We start from the raw sequence: 20,180 nt of genomic DNA on the forward strand, positions 1-20,180 counted from the left end.
AATTATTTCCTTCCTTGATGCTCAATTTCCCAATACTCCATAAACTCCATCAATTCGTTTAACGGGAGTGGTTTGCTGTAATAATAGCCTTGGATAATATCACAGTTCATTTTACGTAGTATATCCACTTGTTGTGCTTGTTCTACACCTTCAGCAACAACTTTCATTTTTAGGCGATGGGACATTTGAATAATAGCATCTACAACTGCCTGTTTTTCATCGAGTGATCCAATATGCTGAATAAAGCTACGATCAATTTTTAAACAATCTAATGGGAAGCGAACTAAATAGCTTAAGGACGAATAGCCTGTCCCAAAATCATCGATTGAGATTTTAAAGCCTAATTGTTTTAAACGAACCAATTTACTGACAGTCTCATTGGCACTGTTCATCACCGTTCGCTCTGTCACTTCTATTTCAAAATTGTTAGCTGGCATATTATAGCGCTCTAATATTGTTTGTATCGACTCCAAAAAATTCTGCTGTTTAAAGTGAATGCTCGAGATATTAATGGCGACAGGTGTTTTCCAACCATATTGTTGCATTTGAATGACTGCCTCACATGCTTTTTCAATAATGAGCTCACTTAATGGAATGATTAGACCTGTATCCTCCGCATAAGTGATAAACTCCGCAGGCGACACAAAGCCTAGCCTCTCGCTATTCCAGCGGACTAGTGCTTCTAAACCTTGAATCTGCTCATTTTCCATAGCAATCTTTGGCTGAAAATATAGTTCAAATTCACGGTTTTCTATTGCTCTTCTTAACTCAGAATCTAGCAATAGCACTCGTTGTGCGTCTGTTTGCAGCTCATCAAAATAAAAGGAATAGCCGTTCAATTCATTCTTTTTTGAATACGTCATTGCTCTATCTGCACAATTGATTAGTTCTTCTGTGTTCTTACTATCAACTGGATAAACACTAATACCAATACTTGTAGAAATAAAAACTTCCTGATCATTTATCATCATTGGCTGTTCAATACTACTAATAATTTGTTCAGCGAATTTTGCAGCCTCTTTCACATTTTTCACATTGGTTAATGTAATGACGAATTCATCTCCGCCATATCTTGCAATAATATCTTTATTTTTCAGTAATTTTTTTAGTCGATTTGCTACTTCTATTAAAATTGAATCTCCAACAGCATGGCCTAATGTATCATTAATTTGCTTAAATCGATCCAAATCTAAGAAATAGATCGCATGCTGCACTGAATGAGAAATAGCAGAAGTCGATTCCAAAAGATTATCCATTCTTTCGATATAGGCAAAACGATTGGATACATCTGTTAATGAATCCGTGAGCAAACGCTTTTCTAATTCATTTTCTACTATTTTTCTTTCAGACAAATCTGTGAAAATACCACAGTAATTTGTAACCTCACCCTCATCGTTGGTTACACAAACAATTGTTAACCATTCAGGATATACGTCTCCAGTTTTACGACGATTCCATATCTCACCTTGCCAAATGCCTTCTTGTCGTATCTGCTCCCACATCTCTAAATAGAACGGCAATTCATGTACACCAGATTGTAAAACGGCTGGCGTTTTGCCAACCACATCATCACATGTATAGCCTGTCACAAATTCAAAGGCAGGATTAACCATTACTATTTTTTTGTATTCATCAGTAATCATGATACCTTCAGATACATTTTCGAAGATTTTAAGTATTAAGGTAGTCGGATATTTAGATATCAGTTTCAGTTTATCCGTACTTTCCCAATTGTTTACTCCGTTCATGTTTCCGCTCCATCCTATCTCTCTATACTCCCCCTCAGAAGGGCATTTCGTCAGGCCAACCACTATGTAATCTATTACGCTCGGCGTAATTGTCACTGACGCTTCTCTTTCGCGCAATGAATGCGTCCAGATTTTTCGAACTAGCTCGAAAAGCGTCTCACGTAAATCTGTGACAATCGCCTAAGGCAATCTCTTGATGAACAGGTAGCACTACATCATCTAAAATGATAAATCATTTAAAGAACTGTTTGTCCTGGATACCTGGCGCATTTGCTTACATTACAAAATATGTGAGCAGTCAAGATCAATACATCACATTGATGCGATAACCGTTTTCAGATGTTGTGACTTAGAAGCGGTAGCGATACTTCTCAAACGTATAGCGCATACCAAGACTTGATTAACAAGGTTACTTTTTCCTCATGAATTCAAAATAAAAGCTCTCCACCGAGTTGGAGAGCGCTTGTTATTTCGTAGATAAGCATCAAAAAATTCCATAAGCCATGTTTTGTTCCCGAGTACTCAAACAGCTTGCGCCTCGTACGATCGGGTGGTAATCATCTATCTACAGAGCAAACTCTGTCCCTCTATCCGTTCAATTCCTTCTAGAGAGTGCCCCTACCATAATTTGGGTTTCTCACTCGTGGGGTTTACCTCGTTCCACCTTGCAAGTTTCCAAGCAAGCTTCGTCACTGTGGCACTTTCAGGAAGTGTCAACCATATCCAGAGGACTTAGGTTTTCCTTCCGCCGTCAGCCTTAATAGCTGCCTTACCTTATTTTTTCAGTAAGCACGAACACTACGGTCATCTCAGAACCGTGCGAGCATGGACTTTCCTCTACGACGTCTAGCGCCGCAGCGATTACCAGAATTTTGTGATGATACGAAAGATTATACTAGAGTTTTATGTTAAATACAATATAATTGACTAAAATTATTCGTACAGCTTGCTACCAAATACATGTTTTTCTAAATTAGAAAGACGTTTTAAAATATCAAAATTCGTTGTACCAGCTGCCGCTGAAGCAACAGGTTGTCTCTTAGGTGTGCTTTCAATTTCTTCTTTTAATTGTCTATTTTCTTCACGTAGTTGGGCCACCACTTTTTCAAACGTTTCATAGTCTTGAATAATTTCATCAAGAAAAGAATCTACTTCTTCTACATTGTAGCCTTTAAAGTTCTTTTTAAATTCCTTTTCAAGGATCATTTTTGACGTTAATTTAATGTCCATTCACATCGCCCTTCCTCACACTACATACACATATACATTATAATAGCATACTTCATCACATTATATCGTCTGAAAACACTAATTGTAAGGCTAAACTTGTCGTTTCATGCGCTTACCTAGGAATTTATTTCTTATTTCCTAATCTGCGTAGTCTCTTTTCCCAAGAAATTTCCCATTTTTGTTTTTGTTCTGCTCTCCATTGCTCATGATCTTGAATGAGACGTATGCCTTCTTGCGTATAATAAAGGGCCTGCTCATAATCCTTCATTTGGTGCTCATAAAGTATGGCTAGCTGCTCAAGGGCATGTAACTTTGTTCTTGCTTCAACAAAATGAAGAGAGGCCACGAATGAGTCAATAGCTTCACTGTAGCGTTTATTCTTTTTGTGCTGTATTGCTAAATAATATTGAGCATGGCCCGCTTCTAGTGCATCAAATTTCGATGTCACTTTTTCTAAAACCCTCACACTTTGTGTGCTTTCTCTTAAATCACCATACCATTTCCCGATGTTGGTGAAAGTTTTTGCCGATTCTTCCTGGTCCTGCTCAAACAATAAATACGTAGAATGACTATACAGTGTGATTAGTGATAGTAAATCCCACTCATTATGATGCAATACCTTCATAAGTGCATCAGGTACGCCACTTTTTACAGCATCCAAATAAATAATAGGTGCGAGATGGCCTGGGATATCCCCTTTACGCGAAAAACCAAGCTTTTCTTCCTCGACAGATTTTAATTTTAAGCGCTCCATATCATTTTTCCATAAACGCTTCGAACTATGCAACAAATCGATCTGTCGCTGCGAGCGTAATTTGGGTAAAGTTTTTTGATGCAATGTCCATCGTGTTTCAAGCTGTGGCCAATCAAAGCTTTTCCCATTATAGGTAATCACGGTAGCCGACTTTTGCCAAAGCTTGGATTCAAACAAGAAGGCTGCTTCATGTGCTGGATCTGCCATAATATATTGTGTGAGGATGAAGGATTCTTCAGCTACCTCTAAAAATCCAAGCAAAAAAATATGAGTCCCAACGCCCTTTAAACCTGTTGTTTCCGTATCAAAAAATAATACAGACTCCCCCATATCGAGCGCATAAGGATGATCAAACTCAGCATCTTGCCATTTTTTCAGGGCTTCAAAGAATGTATTTAGCTGATAGTGACCATGCTGATAGCTAAACGGATAGCTTACTTGACGCTTAAAGACGATGCCAAAATCATTTTCAACAACAGTTAGTCCTGCTCGTTTCCATTGCTCTGTATAGCTCGGCCTAGCAGGTTTTTGGAACGCAGGTTCTTCAACTTTCTGTTTAGCAGTCACTGGTTTTTTTCCAAGCATTTTTTTCATTTGTAATATTTTATTTTCGTAAGACATGAATTTCACTCATTTTCTGCTTATAGTATAAGACATCTCTTTTGCAAGAGTAACATGATTGTTAACCTCATTCAAAATATTCTTCGCCTCGACTTACCATGAATACAAATAAGAGGGCGGAAGAACCATTTCGCGTTCTTCACCCTCTGTTTGCTAAGCCATTAATTGTTGCAGTAATTTAGCTACCTTCCCTTTTGTTTGAAGCAATGATTCTTGTGCCCCAATACAGGAAGGACAGCCTGATTCACATGCACAATTTGCGACATGCTCATATGTTTTCATGATTAGCTCTTCCCATAGTTCATATACCTTTTCACTTAAGCCGATGCCACCAGGATACTTATCATAGACAAAAAACGTTGGCTGCTCATTATGTGTAGCCTTCACCTGCGGTACAACGGCTACATCACTACTATCACATTGGATAAATAAAGGAATGAAGGCGTTCATCGCATAGGCTACGCCAGTCATAGCATCTGTTAGCTCTTCCTCAGTCCATTTATCTGGTGCTGTAAACGATAGCCACGAAGCACTTGTATGCATTTCATCTGGTGGCAAATGTATAGGTCCTGAGCCAATATTGTCATGTGTGCCAAAGCGTATTTTCTTGAAAATCGTTGCTTGTGCAACTAAGCCAACATCGCCAAAGCAAATCGTACCGCCCGCATATGAACGGTTACGATCTTCCTCTAAAACTTTCATTTCAACGGCTAGATTGGCATCTGTATAGTAATCTACATCTACTTCACGTACATAGGCTTTCTTTTCCTCCCAGTCAAGCTTCTCTACTTGGAATTGAATACCTTGGTGTAAGTAAATAGCTTCTTCATGCAAGAGTGTCATGGCACTATGACGATCCATTTCACCAATAACCTTTGTCTGTGCAGGAATGGTAAGATCAATAATGACTACATTTTCCTGTGACGCTGAACGTAAGCTAATATCATGTGCCGGGAAACGATCACTCATCCAATGCCATTTATCACTTGTCTTAAATACTACCCCTTCCTCTGCTAAATACTCCAGCAATTCCTGTATGTCATATTCTCCATACGTATCGCCTGTTGAGAAAGGTAGCTCGAAGGCGGCACATTTCAAATGATCCATTAAAATCAGCATATTTTCTGGATAAATACGTGCTTCCTCTGGTGTACTGCCTAGTAAAAATAGTGGATGATTGACCACATACTGGTCCAATGCCGAAGATTGCGCAACATAAATAATCAATGCCTCATCCTGACGTCTCCCTGCACGTCCTGCTTGCTGCCAAGCACTCGCAATATTTCCTGGATAACCGGTCATAATACATGCTTGTAATTGACCGATATCGACACCTAATTCTAATGCATTGGTGCTAACTACTGTTTGAATCGTCCCATCACGCAAGCCTTTTTCGATGACACGTCGCTCAGATGGTAGATACCCCCCGCGATAGCCACGTACAGATTCATCGAGTAGCTTATTACGTGTCAGTTCCTTTAAATAGGTTACAATCATTTCTACTCGTACCCGACTTTTGGCAAAAATAATGGATTGAATGCCGGCCGTGTACAGCCTTTTAGCTAAATCACTAACCTCTAATACTGCACTTCTACGCACGCCAAATGTTTTATGAATAATCGGCGGATTGTAAAAAAGAAAGGTTTTCTTACCAACTGGAGCGCCCGAATCAGCAATGAGCATATGTGATTCATTCGTTAACAGCTCAGCAAGCTCTTTAGGGTTTTTAATGGTAGCTGATGTACAAATAAACACAGGCTTACTACCATAAAAGTCACAAATTCTTTTTAATCTCCGAATAACATGCGCCACATGGGAACCAAACACACCTTTGTATGTATGCAATTCATCAATCACGATATATTGTAGATTTTCAAAGAGTGAAACCCATTTTGTATGATGCGGCAAAATCCCCGAATGAAGCATATCTGGATTCGTCATGACGATATGCCCGGCCTTACGAACCTTTTGGCGAATACCTGGAGCCGTATCTCCATCATAGGTATAGCTTAAAATCTCCTCACCACTTTGCTCGATTAGTTCATTCAAATCATTTTTCTGGTCCTGTGCCAGTGCCTTTGTTGGAAATAAATAAATGGCACGCGCATTTTTATCTTCCATTATTTTTTGTAGCACTGGTAGATGATAGCAGTAGGATTTACCGGAAGCAGTTGGTGTCACCGCAGTAAAAGACGTACCACTCTGCGCCAAATCAAAAGCCTCTCGCTGATGTGTATAAAGCTGCTCAATACCACGTGCCTGTAAGGCTTTCACTAATGACGGATGTAAACTCCTCGGAAAAGGTGCATAGTTAGCTGGGCGACCTTCTAATGTTTGCCAGTGCAGGATACGCTCTTTTAGTTCTTCATCATATCTCCACTCTTGTAAAAGCTCACTAATCGTTCGTTTCTTCGATAGCATCCGTTACTGCCTCCTTTACTAATCGTTCAAATATTTTCAATGTATAGGAAGTAGAATGAATCGCATCTAAAAAACGTTTTTTACTCGTTTCTTTATAAAAAGATTGCACAACAAATTGCTCCATCGACTCTACGGCTGAAGCAATTTGTTGCGTATGCATGTATTTCGGTCGATTTTTTTGAATCCATGTATTGGCTTCTTGCTGCCATTCCTTCAAAAGTTGATGGATTTCATCTGCATGTGGCTTTACCTCTTGAAAAAAATCAGGTGTTCGATCTTCCTCACGCATTTGCCAAAACCGGGAAACGCATTGATCACATTCATCTATTAATTTGGATGTTTGCTGGATAACTAACAATTTTGCACCTCATCTCTCATCAATTACAAATAGCAAATATATTTCGTAGTGATGGCATATACATGGTGAGTATGTCTTGTCCACCACTTCAGCTATGGAAATATCACTGCTGATGACACCTATTTACCACAGCATTATGGCAAATATTGTATCATTCTTCATGCTATTGCGTTACTTCAATTGCTATGAGATAAGTGTACCAAAGTCTATCATTTTTCACTACTAATAGGCGAACAAGCATTCTTTACTTGCCAGTTCTTTTCTGCTAAGCTTACTTTCTGGCTAACCGCTTTGAGCTGCATAAAAAAATGCAAACGATGAGCATTGTTTTCCAGTGACACTCTCGTGAAAAGTAATTGATTGACCAGATCTAACTGCGCAACTAATTGTTCTAACTTGTTCAAAATAACGCCTCCTTTGCTTTACTTTAGTATTCCTCGTATGTATAGAATTACCTTCATACGTGACAAAATAAGCGTAAGTTAGCTGAAAGAAGAAGATTTTCGATAAAATTTTAAGAGCGAACCTCCCACCAAAAAAATCGTCATGAATGAAAGGTCACTGTGTGAGTATATTTTCATCCCAATGACCTACTTAAATTTATCAGTTATTTTGACGATTTGAGTAATAATGAAGCTGGCGATTTTTCGACGCAAATTATTTATACTTACCATCTGTTTTCTACTATTCTAGTAACAATTTCATGACTGATGGAGGTAGAGAACCGCTATTAAAACATGGTAAACTAGTGGATAGAAAAGCAGTAAGGTAAAGGGTGAGCTTAATGACAATTCGTTATCCAAACGGGAAATTGTATACCCCAAATGCTTCTGTACAGAAAACAGAAAAAAAGAGCAAAAACAAAGATTTATCTTTTAGTAATCGTGGGAAGACGCTAGAAGATGAAATTAATGAAGCAAACGACTATTATATAAAAAGGCGACTTGCTATCATTCATAAGAAACCTGTTCCTGTGCAAATCGTCAAAGTAGAGTACCCTTCACGAAGTGCTGCTGTCATTCGTGAAGCTTATTTTCGAACACCCTCTACAACCGACTACAATGGTGTTTGGAATGGGCATTATATAGATTTTGATGCAAAGGAAACAGCTTCCAAAACGAGTTTCCCCTTAAAAAATATTCATGAGCATCAAATGACACATATGCAGCAAGTGACGGAACAAAATGGTGTGGCTTTTATTATCGTTCGCTTTTCTGCTTATGAACGATATTTTATTGTGCCATATGAAGTTTTACAAAAGGCCTGGCAAGCAATGGAGAATGGCGATCGTAAATCGATACCCTTTTCGATCATCGAAGAAGAGGCATATGAAATTCCCACGAGCTATTATCCGCGTATCGATTATTTACCCATCATCCAACAATTGATTGATGCAAAATGCTACGGGTCTGAAAGTGAGGAGAAATAAGAATGACTGAACGTCGTCGAACACGTGGAGAGCATCAAAAAGCTCTCGCTGAAAAAAATAAAAAGAAAAAAACGAAACCAGCCTCATCGGCTAAGTCATGGTTTAAACGCATTTTCTTAACAGTCTTAGCAATCGGTGTAGCAGGCTTAATCGGAGGAGCTGCATTATTTGCCTTCTATGCAAGCTCGGCTCCAGAGCTCGATGAAGAATTACTGAAAGATCCTGTTTCTTCAGAGTTCTACGATAAAAACGGTGAATTATTTGCAACAATCGGTGCTGAAAACCGTAAATATATAAAATATGAAGATATACCTGAAGATATGATCAATGCTATTCTGGCTACAGAAGATGTACGCTTTTTTGAGCATCATGGTATGGATTTTTATCGTCTAGGCGGTGCTATTCTAGCAAACTTCCGTGATGGCTTTGGTGCGCAAGGTGCATCGACTTTAACACAGCAAGTAGTCAAAAACTCATTTTTACAAAACGAGAAGAAATTAAAGCGTAAAGCACAGGAAGCATGGCTTGCCTTCCAATTAGAGCGTAAGTATACAAAAGAAGAAATTTTTGAAATGTACTTCAATAAAATGCTTATGTCAGGTCGTATCTATGGCTTCGGCACAGCCGCACAATATTTCTATGGTAAAGAATTAAAAGATTTAACATTAGATGAAGAAGCATTATTAGCAGGGTTAGTGCAACGACCAAATGCGTATAATCCATTAAAAAACCCTGAGCTTGCTAAAAAACGACGTAATACTGTTTTAGGTTTAATGTATCAACATGGAAAAATTACTAAAGCCGAAATGGAAGAAGCGAAGAAAGCAGAAGTTCAATCAGGTTTAGCGGATGACGCAACACGACAATCATTTGCAGGTTCCAAATATGATGCCTTCCTAGATGTTGTTATTAACGAATTAGAAAATAATGGTGACGGTTCGGCAATGGCAGAAGGAATCAAAGTCTATACGACGCTTGATCCAAATGCTCAACAAGTTGTAGAAAATGTGATGAATGATGATAGTAATTTCCCAACTGAAGATATTCAGTCAGGTGTGGCGGTTGTTGATACAAAAACAGGTGCCATTCAAGCCGTTGGTGGCGGTCGTAAATATGGTGCAGAACGTGGCTGGAACTATGCCGAGGACTTAACAAATAATCAACCAGGTTCCACAATGAAACCGTTAGTTGACTATGGGCCAGCAATCGAATATTTAAAATGGTCTACAGGTCAAACACTTGTCGACGAACCAATGAATTATACAGGTACAAAGCAAACAATCACAAACTGGGATGGCAGATATATGGGTGCTATGACTGCACGTAAAGCATTATATGCTTCACGAAATGTTCCAGCTGTCAAAACATTACAGGAGGTAGGCACTGACAAAGCCAAGGAATTTGTTGGACGTTTAGGAATTGAAACAGAAAACCTTTATGAGTCAGATGCAATTGGCGGTGGTGCTATTACTATCTCTCCTATTCAAATGGCAGCTTCCTATGCTGCTTTCGGTAATAACGGGGTCTATACAGATCCACATTCGATTACAAAAATTGTTTATCGTGATGGTAAAACGTCTAAAAACTATACACCTGAGTCTAAAGTGGCTATGAATGATTATACGGCCTATATGGTAACAGACATGCTACGTGATGTAGTCAGCAATAAGCCTGATGCTTCAGGAACTGCTGCCAATGTGCCTGGCTTAGATATCGCAGGTAAAACAGGTACAACCAACTATTCAGCAGAAGACTTTAACAAATATAATTTACCAAATACAAGTGTGCCAGATTCATGGTTTGCTGGTTACACAACTAACTATTCCATCGCTATATGGAGTGGCTATGAAAAACACTTTGATCCAATTACAACGTGGGAAGAACGTCGTTTACCACAAAACTTATTTAAGACGATTATGCAAGAAATTTCAGCGAATGTTGAGACAGCTAGCTTTAAAAAGCCAAGTACTGTTGTAGAAGCAACGGTGGAAGTAGGCTCTAATCCTTTAAGATTGGCAAGTGACTATACACCTAGCGAACTACGTCAAACAGAGTTATTCGTTCGCGGAACTGAACCAACAGAGGTTTCTGAGGTATATGAGGCGCCAGAATTATCTACACCTTATAATGTTTCAGCAAGCTTAGATTTAGGAGCACAGTCTATCAATATTTCTTGGGAACATGATGCCATCCTAAATCCAGAAACGGATGAACCATTACCAACTTCATTTGAAGTTTCTGCCACACGTGAAGGTGGAGAAACGGTTATCCTTGGCACAGCAGATACTAAAGGCTTAACGGTTGCCAACACGCTTGAAGATGGTAATTATACAATCTCTGTCGTAGCTATTGTAGATGGCACACGCAGTGAGCCTGGAACAACTACCTTCCAGATTACAAGTACCTCTGAGGAAGATTTGGAAACGGAAGATCCAGATGAACCAGATATTGATTTACCGATTGATCCTGGTCAAGAGGACAATGATCAAGGTAATCACAATAATGGCAATGGCAACAACGGCAATAACAACAATAATAATGGTAATAATGGTAATGGCAATGGGCATGGTAATAACGGCAATGGTGGAAACAATGGCAATAATGATGGTAATCAGCAGCCAACACCTCCTACAGAGCCTACCAACCCAAATGAAGAAGACCAAAGCTCAGAATAAAAAAAACCGAGAAGCAGTTCATTCACTGCTTCTCGGTTTTTTATTAATGAAGGATCTGAGGAGGCTATCCGTCAGTTTTGACGTTCTATCCGCCACTTCTTACACTCTATCCTTCACTCTACACAGTCTATCCGCCACTTTTCGCGTCCTATCCTATCCTATCCATCTACTCTAGCTTTTACTAGCTTGAATCCGCAGTCGTGCTGTGCGCTTTTTCGTTTCTTTAAATAGCTCATCTAGTTGACGATAGCATGCATATTGACCTGGCTTAGCTTTGATAAAGGCTAGTCGCTCAACCCCATTAATGGGTAGCACTTCATCGCCTGCAGCTTGCACTAGTTGTTCAAATAGCTCAATAGCTTCTTCCATTAGCCCTTTTGCTAGACCGTTTCTGGCATCATGCGCTGTATGGATAGCGGCTTGTAGTGTAGTCCATTGGGCAAACCATGCATCTACTTTGTCTTTTGCAATGGCTTCACTATTCATGCTTCCTTCACCAGGCCTTTCTTTAAACGCTTTTGCCCTTCACGACAATCGTCGAGTAAAGGACAAGTATGGCATCCAGGATTTTGGGCCTTACAATGATAACGTCCAAAGAAAATTAATTGGTGATGTGTTTTTGACCATTTGTCCATTGGCGTTTTCTTCATAATCGTTTCTTCCACTTCAAGCACCGAATCTTTCCAGCGACAGAGCCCAAGGCGTTTGGATACTCGCTCCACGTGGGTATCCACTGCAAGTGCTGGAATATCGAAGGCTACTGACAGCACAACATTGGCCGTTTTTCTTCCTACACCTGGTAATGTCACCAATGCTTCACGTGTTGCAGGGATTTCGCCATCGTACTCATCTAGTAAACGTTGACATAGAGCCTGAATGTTCTTCGCCTTATTGCGATAAAGGCCAATAGAGCGAATATCCTGTTGCAACTCCTCTAAAGAAACAGCTAAATAATCTTCTGGTGTTTTATATTTTTGAAATAAGGTTTTCGTTACTTTATTGACTAGTACATCTGTACATTGTGCAGATAATAATGTGGCAATCGTTAGCTCAAAAGCATTGTCATGGACGAGCTCACAATGTGCATCGGGAAACATTCGATCCATTTCTTCTAGACAATGCTCCCACTGTTTTTTCGTTAACAAACTGGATGCCCCCTATTCTCTTTCTTCCAACCAATTGTAAAAAGGAACTCTACCCGTTGATTGTGTTTCTTGTTGAACTGTTCGAGCTGGTGCTCTGTTAAAGGTCTGTTTCTCACGGAACTGTTCACTTTGCTTTTGTGCTGCTTGTGGTGTTGTAATATTTTTCTTTTTCCATTCTAATAAAATGCGATCAATATAGCGAATACTCAGTTTCCCAGCAAAGACAGCCTCCTTTAGCGCCTCTTTGATGAGTGCTGGACTATGCTTGTCCTCATCAAGCCAGCATCCGATTTTTTCAAGTTCTAAAGGAGATAAAAGGCGACCCATTTCCTCTTCAAAAAGACGGAATATCTCCCCTTCTTCTTGTTGAAGTGTCACTGCCGTTTGTTGCTGCTCTTTCATATCGATCATCTGCAAAATGCGCTCCCATAGCGGGTATACGGAATACTTTTCATAAAGCTTCCCACCCGCATCAACATCTCGTGTAATTTCAAGAAAACCCTTTTGCATTAATCGCTGCAAACGTGATGTAATGTCATTGTCAGACATTGTGAGACGGTTCTTTAGATCATTAGGTGTTGGGAAGTCATTCTCCTCCATATGAAAGGCTAATAAGTGCATGACAATTAGTGCCTCTTCATCCTCCATATTTAACTCCTTATAAAACTGAAAAAAAAGCTGAGGAATGGGAATCATTCTCTGCTCAGTCCATGTACGGAGTCGATGATTATTTACGTTCATTATTCTCCAGACTCCTTCTTTAAGTAAGTAGAAAAGCCGCGTAGATAGTTCACTACGCGACTTTTAAATTGATTAGCTTATGGATATAAGCGGTTCAGTAAACGTGGGAATGGAATTGTTTCACGGATATGCTCTGTGCCTGAAATCCATGCTACAGTTCGCTCTAACCCTAGACCAAAGCCTGAATGCGGGACAGAGCCATGTTTGCGAAGCTCTAAATACCAAGCATAGGCATCTAATGATAGGTTATGCTCTTCCAGACGTGATTTTAATAGATCGTAGTCATGGATTCGTTCAGAACCACCAATAATTTCTCCGTAACCCTCTGGTGCAATTAAATCAGCACATAATACAACATCATCACGATCTGGGTGTGGTTGCATATAGAACGGTTTAATGCCTACTGGGTAACAAGTAATAAATACTGGTTTGTCAAATGAATTCGCAATCGCTGTTTCATGTGGCGCACCAAAATCATCGCCCCACTCAATATCGTCGAAGCCTTGTTCGTGTAAAAGCTTAATCGCATCATCGTAAGAAATTCGAGGGAATGGCGCTTTAATGTTTTCAAGTGTTGAAGTATCACGGCCAAGTCGCTCAAGATCTAATTTGCAGTTTGCAAGTACAGATTGTACGATGTGCGCTACATATTGCTCTTGTACTTCTAAATTTTCTTCAAATTCTACGAATGCCATTTCAGGCTCAATCATCCAAAACTCGATTAAATGGCGACGAGTCTTAGATTTTTCAGCACGGAAAGTTGGACCGAATGAGAATACTTTTCCTAAAGCCATCGCAGCCGCTTCCATGTAAAGCTGACCAGATTGAGATAAATAAGCATCTTCATCAAAATATTTTGTATGGAACAGCTCTGAAGTACCTTCAGGCGCAGAACCTGTTAAAATTGGTGGGTCCATTTTTGTAAAACCGTTGTTGTTGAAAAATTCGTATGTAGCGCGAATAATTTCATTACGAATTTTCATAATGGCATGTTGTTTACGAGAGCGTAGCCATAAATGACGGTTATCCATTAAAAATTCTGGACCATGTTCTTTTGGTGTGATTGGGAAATCTGTTGCTGCATGTAGTACCTCGATACCAGTTATAGCAAGCTCACAGCCAAAGCTTGAACGTTCGTCAGCTTTCACCTCTCCAATCACATACATAGAAGTTTCTTGCGTCATCCCTTTTGCCGTAGCAAAAATTTCTTCGCCTACTTCTTCTTTCACTACAACGCCCTGTACAAAGCCAGAGCCATCACGTAACTGTAGGAACGCGATTTTTCCGCTTGAACGTTTATTGGCTAACCAAGCGCCAATTTTGACTGTTTCACCGATATGCTGTGGCATATCTTTAATCATAATTTTTTTCATAGAAATCCTCCAAAGTTGACTAGAAGGATTAGTCTTGCCATTTTGATTTTACAAATGTATCAATACGACGGACTGCCTCTTCTAATAAGTCTAAAGATGTAGCATAAGATAATCGCATAGTAGTTGGTGTACCGAAGCCAGAGCCTGGAATCACTGCTACGTTTGCTTCTGTTAAAATATCCGCAGCAAATGCATCTACTGAATCATAGCCAGTGTGAGCCATAGCCTCTGCAACGTCTGGTAATAGGTAGAATGCACCCTGTGGCTTTAATACATGGAAGCCAGGAATAGCACTTAGCTGCGGGTAAATTTTTTCAAGACGAGATTCAAATGCTTGACGCATTTCCTCTACCGCATCCTGAGAGCCATTATACGCCTCCACAGTTGCATATTGTGCTGTTGTTGTCGCATTAGATGTTGAGTGTGATGCAAGGTCAGTCATTGCTTTAATAATGTCTGCGTCACCTGCAGCATATCCAATACGCCAGCCTGTCATAGAGTGAGATTTTGCCACACCATTTACAACGATTGTACGTGCTTTCACTGCATCAGAAAGTTGTGCAATTGAAAAATGCTCAATACCATTGTATACAAGCTTCTCATAAATTTCATCTGACACGATTAAAATATCTTTTTCTTCTGCAACAGCAGCAAGTTCTGCTAGCTCTTCACGAGAATAAATCATGCCTGATGGGTTGCTAGGAGAATTGATAATCACTGCTTTTGTCTTGTCTGTCACAGCTGCTCTCAGTTGATCCGCTGTAATTTTATAGCTTTGTTCACGTGTACCTTCAACATATACTGGTACGCCGCCAGCTAATTTCACTTGTTCTGGATAAGACACCCAATAAGGAATTGGAATAATAACCTCGTCGCCCTCATTTAAAATCACTTGGAATAGCGTGTATAAAATATGCTTTGCCCCTACACCAACAATGATTTCATTTGGCTGATAGGCAAGGCTATTGTCACGTTGAAGCTTATCAATAATGGCTTTTTTCAGAACTGGAAGTCCACCAGCAGGTGTATATTTTGTATATCCTTTTTCCATTGAATCAATGGCAGCATTTAAAATATTTTGAGGTGTATTAAAGTCTGGTTCACCAGCTCCAAGACCAATAACATCAATACCTTGCTCTTTCAATGCTTTTGCTTTTGCAGTAATCGCTAATGTTGAAGATGGTGTTAAAGTTTTTACACGTGTTGCTAATAAATTTTTCATTCGGGATCTACTCCTCTTATAAATTCGTAATGCGCTTCCACCAGTCGCCATCCTTAAACAAAATATAGACATAGTTGAGCTGGTCGTGGTCGTTCAGATACGTAATTTCCCAAACTGCGCCAGGCTCCTCATAGCCTAATTTCATGTGGAGGACTTTTTGTACATTTCCTTCATTTTTAAAAACCGATAATGCTTGCTTTTCCGTAATACCATCTTCTAATAACACTTCCTGAATGGAATCCTCGTCTAGATTCGTCGGAACAAAGACAGCTTTTTTATCACCGTATTCGTCTACCCCGAACACAGTAACATACGAATGTTTGCCATTATATGTGTAGGACTCCGATACAATTGCGAGGGCTTTGGCATCGAGTGCCAACTGTTCAGCCTGCTCTTCAATTGAACGGAACGGAGCCTCGGCTTTCCAGAGTACTAAAATACTAATGACAAGTGACAACGAAACAATAAAGACAGAAATGAAAATTAACCAGTTTTTCATCTATTCACCTTATGTTTCACATCGAGCTGTTTGGGCATAACACATAGCTGATGCATGTGTGTGTCTATAACTGTGTAACCATTCATTTTGCTTTCCATTTTGTCAACCTGCTTTCTTTCCTCATACCACAACATTATACAACAATTTTGTGCTGTCGTGTTTCTTAATTTCATATATTGTACGTTGCTAGAACAACGTTTTCAAATGATGACTACAGTAAATTTCATTCCACCACATAGAAGCCTCATTTTGGGGATAAAAAACATGGTCCTTTCACAAGAAAAATTCCTATTTAGCTATGTAAATAGGAATCTGTCATTATGATAATTCGTATAGCACGCAGCTAGCACGACCATTCGCTTTTGCTTGATATAAACAGCTATCTGCTTGCTCAAATAGCTCCTTGTATTGATAGTTTTTCTGATTATTCACACAAGCCCCCATACTGACACGTAAAGGATAGCTTTGCTGTTCTTGTTCGAGCTTTAATGAGAGCAAATAGGCATGTGTGTTATGGACCAATGTTTTGATATAGTCTTTTTGCGAATGCCTGAAACAAAGGATGAATTCATCTCCACCATAACGAATAATTTTCACATCTTCATCCTGTAAAAAATCCTGCAAGCTGTTAGCTAAAAGCTGTAAAATCATATCTCCAAATAAATGACCATGCGTATCGTTAAATAGTTTAAAATAATCGACATCCAAAACCGTAATACATACATAGGATTGCGTTATTTCGGCTGCATTGAGCCATTCCTGTAGCTCATAATCTAAAAAATGGCGATTTAAAACGCCTGTTAATGGATCATAATGCGCTTTTTTCTCAAGCTTTTCCTTTTGTCGCTTAAATTCCAAATTCATTACTTGTTGTAATAAATTTGCAACACTCATTTTTTCCGAGAGATCAATATATTCACGCTGTACATCAAAAATTTCATCTCGCCAATCCAATTGATACAATACATTTAAGAGTAAGCGCATCACTTTTTTTGTAATAGGCTTATCTCCATAAGATTGGGCAAGATCTATGGCTTGTTTATAATAGAATACGGCTTCTTCAAGCTTTTGTTGCTTTTCAAATAAAAAACCGTAGCCAAACAATGCCGCTACCTTTTCTCGTTTATGGTGATGAATAATGTCAGAAGATAACGTACTGTCCAGCAATGCCTTCCCCGTTATAAAATCACCTTCTAAAATATACACATCTGCTAAATTATTATTAATACGAATATCATGTAATTTTGCTAGATCAGGCATTGTTCTAGCTAAGGATTTATTATACGCTCTAGCTAATAGCCCCGCTTGAAGTGCTTCCTTTGTACAGCCCTTCTCTACCTCTAAATAGCACAGATTATTATGACAGCGAACAAGCATGATAGGATCTTGTAGCTCCTGTGCATAGGCGATAGATTTTTTTGTCATCTCTACCGTTTTTTCACGGATGCCAACTAAATCATAGATTAAGGACATCACTAAATGATACTGCATTAAATCTTTTGTCGTACCATAATCTTGACAAATGGCCTCATACTCATGAATTAGGCTGACCATGCTTAATGTGTCACCTAAAGAATGATGAACTAATATTTTTTGATAGTACAAATCCATAGCATATGGATAGTTATTGCTCTCTAATGCGACTAAAAGACCTTGATCAGCAAGCTTTAGTGCTTCCGTTAAATACCCCTTTGTGCGCATCTCCATTATCGTTTTATTTAATTCTTCTAATGTTAATTCCACCGTTTCACCACTTCTCCATGCCCCATATCATCCAGTTTACTTTGTGCTTTCTCAATTATAAGACATATTTATTCACTTCGTCCGCCTTTTTCGTAAGATACCAACTATTACCTACAACGCAAAAATCTCTTGTGATGATTGTTTTAAGATCTTACATCTGTTTGCTTTAAAATGAATCATTTTATTTCCATAATATGTAGTTAAATTTTTTATGTTCTTTACACATTTTTCTCCATTTTTGTCCCCGTTACCTGTTGTTTTTACCCATATGATGAGTCAATTAGCTTTTTTAGTATCGAAAAGGGACGTGATGTTGTGAGTATGCAAATTAACCCTTCTGTTCCAGCAACGATTCCAAAATTTGTAGATGAACTTCCAAAGCCAATGATCGCCAAACCAAAATACAGCAGAGGGCAACAGAAGAATGATTATTACGAATTGGTCATGATGGAAGGCCAGCATCGTTTTCATAAGCATTTTCCAAACACATTAATTTGGGGCTACAATGGGCTTTACCCAGGACCAACCATCGAAGCTTCTAAAGATAAAACGATTTATGTGAAATATAAAAACCAGCTGCCCTTACAGCACTTTTTGCCAGTAGATTTTACACTTCATGCTGCCAACGATTCACAAGAAGTAAGAACAGTTACTCACTTACATGGTGCCAATGTGGATTGGCAGAGTGATGGACATCCTGAAGCATGGTACACAAGAGACTATCGGCATACTGGTCCAAAATTTAATAAGGAAATACATGAATATACGAACCATCAGCCAGGCACTACCATGTGGTATCATGACCATGCCATGGCTTTAACACGTTTAAATGTATATGCAGGATTAGCAGGCTTTTATTTACTCAGGGATGCCCTTGAGGAACGCTCTAACTTACCATGTGGCGACTATGAATATCCGATTTTAATACAAGATAAATCATTTAATGAGGATGGCTCATTGTTTTATCCTGATGAACCCCCCTTTCCCGTGCCCGTTCACCCCTCTATCACACCAGGCTTTGTTGGCAATACGATAGTGGTTAACGGAAAACTATGGCCTTTTTTAGATGTAGAGCCACGTAAATATAGATTTCGTTTTCTAAATGGCTCTAATCGACGTGGCTATGTCATCAGTCTGTCAAATGATCAGCCAATGTTTCAAATTGGTACAGATGGCGGTTTCTTACCAGCCCCACAACTTATTCAATCTGTCGAGTTGCTACCAGCTGAACGTACGGATGTCATTATCGATTTTTCAAGCTGTGCTGGACAGGAAATTACCTTACTTAATACTGATACCGATTTTAGTGATGAACATACAAACGTGATTATGCAGTTTCGAGTAACTGTGCCTTTGAAATGTGAAGATACAAGTGAAATTCCAGAAAGACTTGCCGTTTCTATGGATCTACATCCACACCATGCACATATTGAAAGACAACTACCATTGACGGCGACTACCGATGAGTTTGGGCGACCTATGTTGCTATTAAATGATCGTATGTACCATGATCCGGCAACGGAAAAACCTTCTTTAGATAGTGTGGAAATTTGGAACTTTATTAATGCGACACCCTTTATCCATCCTATTCACCTGCATCTCATTCAATTTAAAATTCTGGAACGAAGGCCGTTTGATTTAGAGATCTATCAAAATGAAGGCATCGTTCAATTTACAGGGCCGCCTGAAGAACCAAGAGACTATGAGCGAGGTTGGAAGGATACGGTGAAGGCTGACGCTGGAAAGGTGACGAAAATTATTATGCATTGGAAAGATCATATCGGGAATTATATGTGGCATTGTCATTTCCTAGAGCATGAGGATCATGATATGATGCGACCCATTCTCGTTATGAAAGACGTCCATGCTGTCCAGCAGCCGCATGTAGCAGTAGAACATCCAGCAACACATCAAGAAGCAACAGCTCCAACAAATCCTACGAGCACGACAAGTACTACCCATCATAGCGAATCTTCAGCACCACTATTAAATGCGGTAGAACACTCATCACATGAGGAAGAAAGGGTAGACTCACCTACTGAAGAGGAATCCATTACTTTTCATATAGGAGATAATACACAACATATGCCAACACTACTGTTTCCAGCCCTTCCTTCCAATACTAATACCAGCAGAAATAGGCCTCAGCGTAGAACCCGAAGATTTTAGCTAAGTATTGCTATACAAAGAAAACTACCAATGAAAAGGTGGTTTTCTTTGT

Annotated in this window: 16 protein-coding genes and 1 other RNA gene; 3 read left to right on the forward strand and 14 right to left on the reverse strand. The window is 39.3% G+C overall.

The annotated features are described in order from the left end of the window. Positions 1-2 precede the first annotated feature (2 nt). From CD31_RS10715 to CD31_RS10740, 7 genes are all read right to left on the reverse strand, one after another. Positions 3-1,748, reverse strand: coding sequence for a GGDEF domain-containing phosphodiesterase (locus tag CD31_RS10715; protein WP_036077551.1), 1,746 nt, complete (start codon positions 1,746-1,748; stop codon positions 3-5). A gap of 492 nt (positions 1,749-2,240) precedes the next feature. Then, an RNA gene (gene rnpB / locus CD31_RS22980) (RNase P RNA component class B) lies at positions 2,241-2,621 on the reverse strand. Positions 2,622-2,681: 60 nt separating this feature from the next. Further along, positions 2,682-2,978, reverse strand: coding sequence for a cell division regulator GpsB (gene gpsB / locus CD31_RS10720; RefSeq protein ID WP_004269307.1), 297 nt, complete (start codon positions 2,976-2,978; stop codon positions 2,682-2,684). A 124-nt stretch (positions 2,979-3,102) separates the two neighbouring features. Next, on the reverse strand, positions 3,103-4,353 hold the full coding sequence (locus tag CD31_RS10725; protein ID WP_036077554.1) for a ribonuclease H-like domain-containing protein: 1,251 nt from the start codon (positions 4,351-4,353) through the stop codon (positions 3,103-3,105). Between the two features lie 153 nt (positions 4,354-4,506). After that, complete coding sequence (locus tag CD31_RS10730; RefSeq protein ID WP_036077557.1) at positions 4,507-6,774, reverse strand: DEAD/DEAH box helicase; 2,268 nt, start codon at positions 6,772-6,774, stop codon at positions 4,507-4,509. After that, complete coding sequence (locus tag CD31_RS10735) at positions 6,749-7,132, reverse strand: YppE family protein (protein WP_036077559.1); 384 nt, start codon at positions 7,130-7,132, stop codon at positions 6,749-6,751. Before CD31_RS10735 ends, CD31_RS10730 begins: the two co-directional genes overlap by 26 nt. 209 nt (positions 7,133-7,341) lie before the next feature. Beyond that, positions 7,342-7,536: a hypothetical protein gene (locus tag CD31_RS10740; RefSeq protein ID WP_036077560.1), complete on the reverse strand. Its 195-nt coding sequence runs from the start codon at positions 7,534-7,536 to the stop codon at positions 7,342-7,344. A gap of 380 nt (positions 7,537-7,916) precedes the next feature. Here CD31_RS10740 and recU point away from each other — a divergent pair, with 380 nt between their 5' ends. Both recU and CD31_RS10750 read left to right on the forward strand, forming a co-directional pair. After that, positions 7,917-8,561, forward strand: a complete 645-nt coding sequence (gene recU, locus CD31_RS10745; RefSeq protein WP_036077562.1) for a Holliday junction resolvase RecU — start codon at positions 7,917-7,919, stop codon at positions 8,559-8,561. 2 nt (positions 8,562-8,563) lie between these two features. Continuing rightward, a complete protein-coding gene (locus CD31_RS10750; protein ID WP_036077563.1) occupies positions 8,564-11,236 on the forward strand; it encodes a penicillin-binding protein 1A in 2,673 nt (890 codons plus the stop codon). Positions 11,237-11,407: 171 nt separating this feature from the next. Here the strand turns inward: CD31_RS10750 and CD31_RS10755 are convergent, their stop codons facing one another. The 7 genes from CD31_RS10755 to CD31_RS10785 form a co-directional block, all read right to left on the reverse strand. After that, a complete protein-coding gene (locus tag CD31_RS10755) occupies positions 11,408-11,722 on the reverse strand; it encodes a YpoC family protein (RefSeq protein WP_016994288.1) in 315 nt (104 codons plus the stop codon). Beyond that, positions 11,719-12,381 (reverse strand): endonuclease III, encoded by a 663-nt coding sequence (nth, locus tag CD31_RS10760; RefSeq protein ID WP_036077565.1) that lies wholly within the window; start codon positions 12,379-12,381, stop codon positions 11,719-11,721. Before nth ends, CD31_RS10755 begins: the two co-directional genes overlap by 4 nt. A 12-nt stretch (positions 12,382-12,393) precedes the next feature. Then, complete coding sequence (locus CD31_RS10765; RefSeq protein WP_016994290.1) at positions 12,394-13,122, reverse strand: DnaD domain-containing protein; 729 nt, start codon at positions 13,120-13,122, stop codon at positions 12,394-12,396. 77 nt (positions 13,123-13,199) lie between these two features. Then, on the reverse strand, positions 13,200-14,495 hold the full coding sequence (asnS, locus tag CD31_RS10770) for an asparagine--tRNA ligase (RefSeq protein WP_004232833.1): 1,296 nt from the start codon (positions 14,493-14,495) through the stop codon (positions 13,200-13,202). A gap of 28 nt (positions 14,496-14,523) precedes the next feature. Next, positions 14,524-15,717, reverse strand: coding sequence for a pyridoxal phosphate-dependent aminotransferase (locus CD31_RS10775; RefSeq protein WP_016994291.1), 1,194 nt, complete (start codon positions 15,715-15,717; stop codon positions 14,524-14,526). A 16-nt stretch (positions 15,718-15,733) separates the two neighbouring features. Beyond that, positions 15,734-16,216: a cell wall elongation regulator TseB-like domain-containing protein gene (locus CD31_RS10780; RefSeq protein WP_016994292.1), complete on the reverse strand. Its 483-nt coding sequence runs from the start codon at positions 16,214-16,216 to the stop codon at positions 15,734-15,736. Between the two features lie 318 nt (positions 16,217-16,534). Next, entirely contained in the window at positions 16,535-17,959 is a 1,425-nt protein-coding gene (locus CD31_RS10785) for a tetratricopeptide repeat-containing diguanylate cyclase (RefSeq protein WP_036077568.1), read from the reverse strand. A 321-nt stretch (positions 17,960-18,280) separates the two neighbouring features. On the opposite strand from CD31_RS10785, the gene CD31_RS10790 reads away from it, so the two are divergent. Continuing rightward, on the forward strand, positions 18,281-20,128 hold the full coding sequence (locus CD31_RS10790) for a multicopper oxidase family protein (protein ID WP_036077709.1): 1,848 nt from the start codon (positions 18,281-18,283) through the stop codon (positions 20,126-20,128). Positions 20,129-20,180: the final 52 nt, after the last annotated feature.

This window comes from Lysinibacillus boronitolerans JCM 21713 = 10a = NBRC 103108 (assembly GCF_000772935.1).
Lineage (GTDB): Bacteria > Bacillota > Bacilli > Bacillales_A > Planococcaceae > Lysinibacillus > Lysinibacillus boronitolerans.